At 60.8% G+C, this 10,764-nt stretch carries 6 protein-coding genes; 4 read left to right on the top strand and 2 right to left on the bottom strand.

What is annotated here, in order from left to right:
- The first annotated feature begins 211 nt into the window (after positions 1–211).
- From QEH57_RS24245 to QEH57_RS24260, 4 genes are all read left to right on the top strand, one after another.
- Positions 212–1,132 carry a glutaminase gene (locus tag QEH57_RS24245; protein ID WP_309009394.1) on the top strand — a complete coding sequence of 307 codons (921 nt, stop codon included), beginning with the start codon at positions 212–214 and terminating at the stop codon, positions 1,130–1,132.
- Between the two features lie 79 nt (positions 1,133–1,211).
- Positions 1,212–2,762 (top strand): DUF2868 domain-containing protein, encoded by a 1,551-nt coding sequence (locus tag QEH57_RS24250; RefSeq protein WP_309009395.1) that lies wholly within the window; start codon positions 1,212–1,214, stop codon positions 2,760–2,762.
- Complete coding sequence (locus QEH57_RS24255; RefSeq protein WP_309009396.1) at positions 2,759–4,147, top strand: GTPase/DUF3482 domain-containing protein; 1,389 nt, start codon at positions 2,759–2,761, stop codon at positions 4,145–4,147. The genes QEH57_RS24250 and QEH57_RS24255 overlap by 4 nt, the downstream gene beginning before the upstream one ends.
- Before the next feature lie 159 nt (positions 4,148–4,306).
- Positions 4,307–4,477, top strand: coding sequence for a hypothetical protein (locus QEH57_RS24260; protein WP_309009397.1), 171 nt, complete (start codon positions 4,307–4,309; stop codon positions 4,475–4,477).
- A 245-nt stretch (positions 4,478–4,722) separates the two neighbouring features.
- Here the strand turns inward: QEH57_RS24260 and QEH57_RS24265 are convergent, their stop codons facing one another.
- Both QEH57_RS24265 and QEH57_RS24270 read right to left on the bottom strand, forming a co-directional pair.
- Positions 4,723–9,477 (bottom strand): hypothetical protein, encoded by a 4,755-nt coding sequence (locus QEH57_RS24265; protein ID WP_309009398.1) that lies wholly within the window; start codon positions 9,475–9,477, stop codon positions 4,723–4,725.
- Between the two features lie 178 nt (positions 9,478–9,655).
- Complete coding sequence (locus QEH57_RS24270; RefSeq protein ID WP_309009399.1) at positions 9,656–10,504, bottom strand: rhomboid family intramembrane serine protease; 849 nt, start codon at positions 10,502–10,504, stop codon at positions 9,656–9,658.
- Positions 10,505–10,764 lie beyond the last annotated feature (260 nt).

Raw genomic sequence — 10,764 nt, forward strand, 5'->3', positions numbered from 1 at the left:
GTAACATACAAAATAGATAGCAGATAGGGATTAGGGGTAGTCCCGCTATCGAAAAAAGCCCGCGTTGAGCTTAGCTCGGCGCGGGCTTTGTTGTGTCTGGATGCTTTGTGGCACTGTTCGCGTGGTTCAATGGCAGGGCTTTTTCGCGGCGGGATTCGATGTTGCGTGTTGGGGGGAGTTGAGCGATAGGCTAGGGGCGATGTTGCACGGTATGAGAACGGACTACGGTGAGGTTTTGCGCGAGATCGCGGAGGCGGTTGGGAAGCTGGAGAAGTCGGGCGAGGTGGCCCACTACATCCCTGCCTTGGCCAAGGTGGATCCGGACCAGTACGCCATGTTCGTGGAGATCCCGGGCAAGGAATGCCAGGGTGTGGGAGCGGTGGATACGGTGTTTTCGATCCAGAGCATTTCCAAGGCGATCACTTTGGCGATGGTGATTGAAAAGAAGGGGGAGACGCTTTGGGAGCGGGTGGGAGTGGAGCCGAGCGGCAACGCTTTCAACTCGCTTTTCCAGCTGGAACGGGAGAAGGGCAAGCCGCGCAATCCGTTTATCAATGCGGGCGCTATTGTAGTGGCGGACGAACTACTGAGCCTTTACGACGACGCGAAGGGGCGTCTGCTGGAGCTGACGCGGGAGTTGGCGGGGGACGAGACGGTCGACTACGACGTGGAGGTGGCGAAGGGCGAGATGGCGACCTGCCATACGAACTATTCGCTCGCCCATTTCTTGAAGTCGCACGGCAATTTGAGGAATCGGGTGGAGGACGTGATCGAGCTCTATTGCTACCAGTGCTCCTTGGCGATGAGCGCCAGGAGCCTGGCCCGCAGCTTTAGCTTTCAGTGCAGCGACGGAGTGATCCCCTACGGCGGCCGCCGGTTTTTGACTGCTAGCCAAAGCAAGCGCTTGAACAGCGTGATGCTGACCTGCGGCTTCTACGATCAGGCGGGAGCCTTCGCTTACCAAGTGGGCTTGCCCGGCAAGAGCGGGGTGGGCGGCGGCATCGTAGCGGTGGTGCCTGGCTTTATGAGCGTGGCGGTTTGGAGTCCGCGTTTGAACAAGTACGGCAATTCGGTCTTGGGGATCGAGTCCTTGGAGCGCTTTACCACGAAGACGAACCTGGCGATTTTTTGAGTCGAGTTCAGCGGGCGGCTGCCCTTGAATAGGCGGTAACGCGGGCTTTACCTCGAGGGTAGAATCTGGGGTAATGGGCATGAAGATGAGGGACTTAGGAAAAAGGGGATCTGCCAAGTGGCGACTGGAGGAGCTGATCGCTTTCGAATGCGCCTTGGCCAAGGACGAGGGGCAGGATTGGAAGTCCCTGAAGGAGCAGGACGCGAAGACCGCTCTGGAGGCTTCGGTCCTGGAGTCGGGAAATCGACGGGCGATCGCGAAGGCGTGGTTGAAGGCTCGCTTGGCGGCGGCTCCGGAGGTCCGGCTGGCGGCGGATAGCGTGAGCCAATCCTTGAAAGCGGCGGGGCAGCTCTTGGGAGCGGGCGGCTTGTTGTTGGGATTGGGGGCGGCGACGGGCGCTTTGGCGTATACGGGAGAGGCGCCGATCAACGTGTCGGCCTTTTTCAGCTTGTTCGTTTTGCTGCAGGCGGCGTTGGCCTTGGCGCTGGCGTTGGTGTTTTTCCTGCCTCGGGCCTGGCGGGAGCGCTTGGCCTTTGGGCCGCTCTATCGGGCGACGCGTTGGGTTTTGGAGGCGATCTTTTCCAAGCTGCAGACCGTGTCGGCCCGCTTCCTGTCGGGACAGCAGCGGCAGGACGCGGCGGAGTGGGCCGGGGCGGCCCGGCGGGCCTTGGCCTTGCATGGGAGCGTGGCGAAGTGGCTGGCGTTCGCGAAGATCCAAGCAGCATCCTTGTGCTTCAATTTTGGCGTGCTGTTGGCCTTGCTGGTATCGGTGGTCTTTTCCGACAGAGCCTTTGGGTGGCAGACGACTTTGGATACGGACGCCCAGGCGGTGAGCCGGTGGGTGGAGCTGGTGGCCACTCCGTGGGCGGCGCTTTACGGCGAGGGAGAGGGCTACCCGAGCTTGCAGCAGGTCGAGGGCAGCCGAATTGTATTGAAGGAAGGGATACGCGAACTGGAGAGCCGGGACCTTGCGGCTTGGTGGCGCTTCTTGGCTTTCGGCGTCTTGGTCTACGGAGCGCTTCCCCGCCTCTTGTTCTATTGCTTGGGGAAGTGGCAAGTGGCCTCTGCCTTGGCCCGCTACGATTTTCGGAACGCTGCGGCGGAGCGTTTGATGCAGCGTTTGCGCCCGGAGGCTCCGCGTTTCGATGCGGAACGGGTGGAGCAGGGCGCGGATCGTGGAGCGCTTCAGTCCGCTGACGCGAACGGCAGAGAGGGCTTGGAGCGCGGCATCTGTTGCCTGTGTTCGAGCGAGTTGGGGGAATCGTTCGATCTGGCGGCCTTGCGTCGCGGCTTGGCGGAGCGTTGGAAGCTGTCCGAGGAGCGGGTGGAGGTGAGGACCTACGAGGACGGGCGTATCGCGGAGGCGGCCTCGGATTTGGAGGAGGGAACGCAGCTGGCGCTTGTATTCGAAAGTTGGATGCCGCCGATTCGGGAGGTTGAACGCCAGGTGAAAGGGCTGCGAGCCCGGGTGGACGAACGCAGTTTGCTCAAGGTGGTTTTGCTGGGCATCCCGGCATCTTCGGACCAAGCGATTTCGCTGCGGCCGGAGAAGCAATACGCGGAGGCGTGGCATTCGTTCGTACAGCGCATGGGCGATCCGTATTTAATTTTAGACAATCCAGCGGTATGAAATCTTTGCCACGATTTGCGATCATCGGTCATCCGAACGAAGGGAAATCTTCGATCGTTGCGACGCTTTCCCAGAACGATGGAGTCGCGATCAGTCCCATCCCCGGGGAGACGATTCAGCAGCAGCGATTCGACCTGAAGGCGGGGGACCAGACCATTATCGAGTTTGTGGATACGCCAGGATTCCAGAATCCGCAGGCGACCTTGCAGTGGTTTCGGGAGAACGAAGCGGCTGGGGAGGAGCGTTTGCAACGATTCATCGAGTCTCATGCGAGCGACCCGGATTTTCACCACGACTGCGAGCTATTGCGACCGATCTTGGAGGGAGCCGGAATTCTCTATGTGGTGGACGCCTCGCGTCCGATGACGGCGGTGGATACGGCGGAGATGGAGATCCTGCGGCTAACGGCTCGGCCGCGCATGGCGATCATCAACCCGAAGTCGAACGAGGGTCGATTCCTACAGAGCTGGAAGACGAGCTTTCGCCAGCACTTCAATTCGGTGCGTACGTTCAATGCCCAGACCGCTCGGTACTTGGATCGTATCGAACTTTTGGAGGCGCTCAAGAGCATCGACCAGGATTGGGAGCCGGCCTTAAGCCAAGCGGTGGAGCTGATGCGCATGGATCGGAAGCGCTGTACGCAGCGAGCGGCGGAAGCGATCGTGGAGCATTTGGAGCAATCGTTGCGTTGCAGCTGTAGTTCCTTTTTGGAACACGAGAGCGGGGTGGAGCTGGAGAAGCGTCGCTTGGAAGAGGCGTATCGAAGCAAGCTGGCGAAGATCGAGAAACGATTTCGCGAGCAGATCCGCGACGTCTACGCGGTGCGCAAGGTTGCGGTGGAGCTGCCGGAAAATTCGATCTTGGCGGAGGACCTCTTTTCGGAGCGAGCCTGGCAGGCGCTTGGTTTGACCCAGAAGCAGCTAGCCATCGCGGGAGCCCTGCTGGGCGCCGGGATCGGCGTAGGGGCGGACCTGGCGGCGGGCGGCATTACCTTTGGCGTGTTCGCTTCGATCGGTGCCGCGATCGGTGCGGGCTCGGCCCTCTGGAAGGGCAAGGACCTGGCGCGGGCCAAGATCAAGCAGCTGCCTTTGGGGGGATTGAAGGTCACGGTCGGGCCGAACGTGTCCGAGCAGTTTCCCTTCGTGCAGCTGGATCGCTTTTTCCTGTACGTAGAATTCGTTTCCAACTGGGCCCACGCTCGGCAGGAAGCCCAGGTGAGCTTGGGCGACGGCCTGGAGAAGGAGGGCTTGTCCGCGTCCTGGGGGCAAGGGGAGCTCAAGGTGGCGACCCGTTTCGTGAAAGCGGCGAAGAGCGGCAACGCCGAGGAGCTGGAGTCGAGCGGCAAGGAGCTGCGCGCGTTGTTGGCCAAAGCGATCGGGGAGTGAGCTCGCAGCTCTGGGATTGGCGCCTGCCGGCGCGGTGGGCGGGCGGCTGGTGTCGAGGTTTTATAGGTTATGCCTATCAAAAGTAGAGGTAACAAGTATTTCCAATTATGACGTTTTGTTCGTATAGTAAGTATGTCCAACAACAGAAAGCATACGAAAATGAAAACGCTAACCACTACTAAGATCATCGAAGCTACAGTCGCCGCAGTTGCGATACTGGCAGGCGCGGCAGTGATCGTCCCCGCTGCGGGAGTGCTCGCAGCAGTCGGCTTGGTCGCCGGCGGACTCGCAGCCATGGCAGCTCTCGAAACCAAGGAGCGCGCTTACTAAGCCGCCCGTCGGGAGGCCTGCTCGCAAGGAGCCGCGCCGCCTGATTCACACTTTTTTGGGGTAACAAAAAATAGATAGCACATAGGGATTAGGGGTAGTCCCGCTATCGAAAGAAGCCCGCGCTGAGCTTAGCTCAGGCGGGCTTTGTTGTTTCTGGAGGGGAGCGTGGCTTTGAGAAATGGATGGGTTGGCGCGGGCGAGGAGTAAACCTCGCCCCTACCTTGGCGCTTGCGCGGGATTGCGGCTCAGGAGCCGGTCTTGAGGCGGAGCATGAGTTGGCCGTCGCTGGCGAGCGGGTAGCTGACGGTGACCTTCTCGATATTGGCGTCGGCGGTGTCTTCGGTCGTCTCGCTGAGGGAGGTGAGGGTTTCCCAGGTGGAGTTGTCGAAGTTGAAGCTTTCGATGAGGAGGGCGACGTCGCTAGCGTTTTTGTTGCGTTGGAAGCTGATCTCGAAGCCTTCGGCGGTGAGATGGATGGCGACGTGGTTCGCTTCGAAGTCGATTTCCGTGGGCGAACTTCCGAAGGCGTAGTGCAGGAGGTTGGCGACTCCGTCGTGGTTGGCGTCCTCGTTGGGCAAGCGGTTGTCGCGTACGTCGCCGAGGTTAGCGAGCTGCCAATTGGTGTAGTTGCTATCTGGGGAATCGCCATTGCGGGTGACGGTGAATTGGTCGCCGTCCTTGAAGCCGGCCTCTTCGATGCTTTGCTCCGGCGTGGCGAGTTCCGTATCGCCTAGGAATAGCTTGAGACCGCTGCCTGGCTCTTGGAGCGAGGTGGCGAGCTCGGCACGGATGTCGTCGACGCTATCGGTGGTGAGCAGGTCGAGAGTAAGTTTATCGGGGCCGTCTACGATCGCGGTAAGCTGTATGCTTGTTCCGGATACGCTGCGTTTTACGGTGGCGACGTTGGAGTAGTCGGATGCGACTTCGCCCTTGTCTGCGGCGACGCGGTACTCGTAGGTGTCGGTTCCGATGTCTAGGTTGTCCTCGTAGGAGGTCGCGTTCGCTGCGGTGGTGGTGACTTGGGTCCAGCTTTGGGCGCCTTGCTTGCGGCGCTGGACGGAGAATCCGGTTTCGTCGTCGGAGAGGTCGTTCCAGGTGAGGGTGACCTTAGTGGCTTGGTCGACTGCGGCGAGATTCGCGGGGGCGGTCGGAGGGGTGGGCTCTTCGCCGCCTCCACCTCCGGAACGGGACACGGCGGCTACGTTGGAGTAGTCGGAGCTGTCGCTAGCGTCGGTAGCTTTGACGCGGTATTCGTAGCTGTTGTTGCCGATGTTGACTGGATGGGTGAAGGCTTGGGCGTTGGCACCGATCTTGGCGACGATATCCCATGTGCTGGCCGATTGGAGTTTCCATTCGATGGTGTATCCAGTTTCTGAAGTCGCGTTGTCGGTCCAGGTTAAGTAGACATGGGCGGTGTTATCGCTCGCGGAGAGGCTGGTGGGCGCTGCGAGCGGTCCGGGGCCGGAGGAGCGAGTGACGGTGGCGACGCTGGAGTAGCTGGAATCGCCGGAGCTGCCGGTGGCTTTAATGCGGTATTCGTAGGTGTCGTTGCCGATGTCGGTGGTGTCGATGAATTGGGTGTCGTTGGCTGGGATGGCTCCGGCTACGGAGGTCCAGGAGCTGCTGCCTTGCTGGCGACGTTCGAGGGCGAAGCCGGTTTCGTTGTTGGAATTGTCCTGCCAGCTAAGGGTGACGGCGTCGGTACCGTTGTCGTTGGCGGATAGGTTGCTGGGAGTGGAGGGGGTTCCTCCTCCTCCGCCGCCACCACCGCCGCCGGCGCTGATTTGTACGAAGGCACCGTTGCTGGTGATGGAGGTCAGGTCGTCGGTGATCCGCGCTCGATAGTGGCCGTGGTGGTCGGCGCGAACGGCGGACTCGATGCTGTAGGTGTCGCTCGTGGCGCCGGGGATGTCGACCCCTTCGAGGGTCCACTGGTAGGCGAGGGTGCCGGTGCCGCGAGCTTGCACCGTGACGGAGAAGGATTCGCCTTCGTTGATAACGGCTCCGGCAGGCTGCTGGGTGACTTCGAGCGGAGTGGTGACGGTAAGGTCGAAATCCGGCGAGGTAATCTGGCCGGCCGGGTTGGCGATGGTGGCGTGGTAGGTGCCGTTGTCGTCCGAGGTGACGGTGAAGAGGGAGAGGGTCCCTTCGGTTTGTCCGTCGAGGGCGACGTCGTCCTTGTACCACTGGATGGATACGTCGCCGAAGGCGTTGGTGTAGTCGAGGGTGAAGTCTATATTCGAGCCGCTGGTGGTTGTTTCGTCGACTGCGGATCCGTTGTAGCTAGGAGGGATCGTGTAGATGAGAGTGTATTCAGTTTCTGAATCGTCCCAGATGTTGGCACCGTTTTGGAAGCGAAGGCTGAGTCCGTATTCGCCGTATTCGCCGTCGACGATGGCAGGGATGGTATCGAGGGTGACGGTTTCGGTGAGGTTGTTGCCGCCTCCGTCGATGGTGTTGCCGCCGTTGTTCCAGGACCAGTTGTATTGGCCGTAGCCGGAGATGCTATCTTGGTGTCCGGTGAAGGAGAAGCTTGGAGTGAGCGGGGTGCTGATGACGGCTCCGTCGGCGGTGCCGTGAAGAGGGGTTACGACGAGGTTGGTACGATCCATTGCGGTGGTGTCGTAGCCGACTTCGGTGTCGTAGCCGTCGTCGCCGAGAAGGGCGTTGGAGGCGGCATCGCTATCCGTCGCCACGATTTGGAGACGGAAGTGTCCTTCGGAGGGGAGGGTGTAGTCGACGGTGGCGTCTACGATTTCGTTGGTGCCAGGTCCGGCGATGACTTGGTCGGCGGTCCAGGCTCCAAATTCGCCGGTGCTGGTGTCTTTCTTCGAGTAGTAGATCTGCAGCTGGTTGATTTCGTCGTCGTCGAAGGCGCTGTAGGTCAGGCTACGCGTTTCGGTGGAATCGAAGACTTCGTAGCTGAAGAGGGGGTCGAAGTAGGCGATGGGTTCGACGTTGGGATGGTCTCGCTCGGCGATGGCTGAACCGATACGGAGGATGCCCCAGTAGCTGAGGCTGGGGATGGTGACTTGGGAGAATCCGTTTCCTAGGTCGGTGATAGCGAGGGTGGTGGGAGCGCTGTCGGCGGATGCGACGTAGCTCGCGATGGAAACTTCTTGGTATTCGGTCGGGCTAGGGAATTCGTTGGGAGTGGGGAAGGTGACGGTGAAGTTGCTTTGGGAGGTGATGGTGGTACCGGATCCGTTGAAGCTGTAGTTGAGAAGCTGGTACACGCGTGAGTAGTCGCTGGTATCGACGTAGCTGAGGATACGGACGTCGCCGGACGCGGCGTTGGTGATTCGATCGAGGTCGCTGGGGAGAGCGGCTTCGAATCCGGTGAGGGCGGTGGTGAGGCCGGCGGAACTAGGTTGGTCGGTGTAACCGGTGGAACCCCAGGGATCGAGGCTGACGACTTTGAGAGTGCCGCTGCCGATGCTGGTGTTGCCTGTGGAGCCGAAGAGTTGGGTCCAGGTTTTGCTGTCGTAGGAGCGGGTGGAGGACTTGTCGTTGCCGAGGGCGTCGTAGCGGAAGACGTTGGTTCCCGATACGATGAGGGTGCCGCCTGCGTGGACGTAGTCCATGAGTTCGGTGAATTGGTTGTCGGTGACTTGGATCGCTTCGGACGCGAAGATGACCGGGTAGGCGCTGATGTCGGTGGCGGAAAAGGTGTCGGGCATGCCGAGTCCGTCTCCGCCGAAGGCGACGTCGTAGTTGATTTCGAGCTCTTGGAGGATGTATCCAAGGCCTAGATACCAGTAGTGGTCGCCGCCGAGGAGTCCGGGGTCGGGTCCGACCTGGAGGTCTTCGGTGTGCAGGGCGGTGGCGAGCGGGTAGAAGATCGCGGCCTGGCTGAGGGGGGCGTGGTCGAGCTGGTCTTGGTATTGGGTGGCGAGGCGAGCGATTGGGGTGGTCGCGGGGTAGTCGTCTTCCCAGGTGGCGACGCCGTTGTTGGCGATGGTTTCGGCGAGGAAGAGGCTTTGTACGGCAGTGTTGGCGGCGGGGGGGCTGTTCCAGGGTTCGAAGCGGTTGTCGTAAGTTTTGAGGTTGGCGCGGAAGACGGGCTCGAGGTTGTAGCCGTCCGCGTAGTCCCAGGTTTCGCCGCTAAAGTGGGTTTCGCCGAGGTCGCCGGAGGCGTATTCGGCGAGGAACCAGCGGTCTGCGGGGCGATGGATGAATCCGTAGCGGTTGAAGTAGAAGCCGATTTCGCGACCGAGCTCGGCTTGGGCGTAGGTGTTGACCTCGTCGACGAGGGTGGCGATGACTTCGCGTTCCTTGTAGCGGAGGAAGGCTTGCCAGAGTCGCCAGTGCTGGGTGGAGCCGAGCATGACGCTGTCGATGGTGGCGGTGCTGTAGTTGTCGGCGGTGACGCCTTCGGAGCGGAGGAAGGCGCCGTAGTCGAAGGTGGCGTCGTCGTAGCTGGCGTCGATGTAGGACTGGAGGGTGGTTTCGTCGTAGCGGGCGTTGAGCCAGTCGCGGAAGTCGACGAGGGTGGCGGCATCGAAGGGGCCGGCGTCGAGGGTAACCCAAGCGGTGTCGTAGTGGATGGCGTCGACTCCGGCGTCCACGTAGGCTTTGGCGACGGTAAGGATAGCCTGGTAGGTTTCGTCGAGGAAGATGCTGGGGTTGGATTCGTCGCCGTCGAGGTCGAGGGTCTTGCCGGCGGAGCTGATGGCGTCGGTGAATCCGATGGCGCTGCCGATGCCGGGGCCGAAGTCGGCGTAGGCGGAGTAGTATTGGTCGCGGTCGCGGTACCAGCCGACGAGGGGGGCTAGGTCGGCGGCGGAGACGGAGGAGCTCACTTCGCCGGCGGCGTCGATGCGGACGGTGGTTTGCACGCCGTTGAGGACGGCTTGGTCGCCGCGGCGGTTGAAGGCGGCTTCGGACTCGAATCCGCGCAGGAGGAGGCCTTCGGGATGGGGCGGATTGGAGTCTGCGTGGAGAAGGGCGGTCGCTGCGAGGGATGCGCCTAGGAGGAGAGCCAGAGTTTTGTTAGCCATAGGAAGGTGAGAAAGAGATTACCGGTTTAAGGTACTCCTAGGTATTCGGCGCGTAGGGCGCCTTGCTCAGCTTCTAGGCTTGATAAGAACGGATTTGGGAGGGGGACGGGACTGTTTAGCGAATTTTTTAAGGAATCGCTTTTGTGGGGCGGGGGGCGCTGGCTTCGCTAGGGCGACCCTATTTCTTGCGGTTGCTGTAGCGGGAGCTGCTTTCGTCGAGGATGGCTCTTTCCTCGGGGGTGAGGCTTTGGAAGCCGGTGGCGGAGATCTTGTCCAGGATGGCGTCGATCTCCTTGTTGCGAACGATGCTGGGGACGGAATTGCGTTTCTGGGAGCGAGGTCGCTTGGACTTGGTGACGATCTTGATGTTCAGCTTGGCCTGGATCCAGTCGGTAATGAAATGGCAACTACGGACGCCGTGGAGGTGGAGGAGGGTGAAGGCGGTGAGGATGGAGAGCCAGAGGGCGGCGAGGTTGCCCCAGGATTTGTAGCCGAGGTACTGGAGGGTTTGCACGCCGACGATGAGCAGGACGAACCACTTGACCTGGATGTTGAACCACATGGGGGCGCTCGGGTAGATGAGGGCGAAGCCAACGAAGATGGCGAAGTGGACGGAGCCTTCGCCTACGAGGGGAAGGTCGCCTACGAGGGGGGAGAGGACGAAGAGCCCGAGGGCGGGCAGGGCGCTCAAGGCGGCGTAGAGCCGGATAAACTTGCGGGTGCCGAGGAGGTTTTCCACTTCGCCGCCGAAGCGCCAGAAGAAATAGAGTCCGATGGCGAACCAGAGGTCGATGCCGTGTACGAAGGGGTAGGTGAGGACGGTCCAGACCCGAAATTCCTTGAGGGCGGCAGCGGAGTAAACGAGCTCGTTGAACCAGGTGGCGGCAGCCCAGCCGGAGCCGAAGGTGACGATCAGGGCGGTGAGGGCGTGCAGAGCGACCAGCGTATTGGTCGCGTCCATGGGGATCTTCCCGAGGTAGAAGAGTGGGCGATGGGTGTGGATGGAGCGGGCGGCGTTGAAAGTCATGGGAAGTTGTTGGTGGAGAACGATGAGAATAGGGAGGCGCTTGCGGTAGTCAATTAGCTTGGGGGAATCTCCGAGCCTCTGGGGGATGTAGTTTGCTCCTGAATACGACGGCGTCGGGCTTGCCAGTCTCGCCGGTCTCCGGATGTGGGCTGGAAGCGCATTAACTATAGGGAAAACCTATCGAAACTAGAGTTAACAAGTATTTCCGTTATCGGAGGAAATGACGTATAGTAGTCCCAACAAAGGAAAGAAGAACAAGA

Source organism: Pelagicoccus sp. SDUM812005, from assembly GCF_031127875.1.
GTDB lineage: Bacteria > Verrucomicrobiota > Verrucomicrobiia > Opitutales > Opitutaceae > Pelagicoccus.

What these genes read in the sequence shown, in the direction of transcription:
- QEH57_RS24245 (WP_309009394.1), top strand. Translation starts at nt 212, where the DNA reads ATGAGAACGGACTACGGTGAGGTTTTGCGCGAGATCGCGGAGGCGGTT.
- QEH57_RS24250 (WP_309009395.1), top strand. Translation starts at nt 1,212, where the DNA reads ATGAAGATGAGGGACTTAGGAAAAAGGGGATCTGCCAAGTGGCGACTG.
- QEH57_RS24255 (WP_309009396.1), top strand. Translation starts at nt 2,759, where the DNA reads ATGAAATCTTTGCCACGATTTGCGATCATCGGTCATCCGAACGAAGGG.
- QEH57_RS24260 (WP_309009397.1), top strand. Translation starts at nt 4,307, where the DNA reads ATGAAAACGCTAACCACTACTAAGATCATCGAAGCTACAGTCGCCGCA.
- QEH57_RS24265 (WP_309009398.1), bottom strand. Translation starts at nt 9,477, where the DNA reads ATGGCTAACAAAACTCTGGCTCTCCTCCTAGGCGCATCCCTCGCAGCG.
- QEH57_RS24270 (WP_309009399.1), bottom strand. Translation starts at nt 10,504, where the DNA reads ATGACTTTCAACGCCGCCCGCTCCATCCACACCCATCGCCCACTCTTC.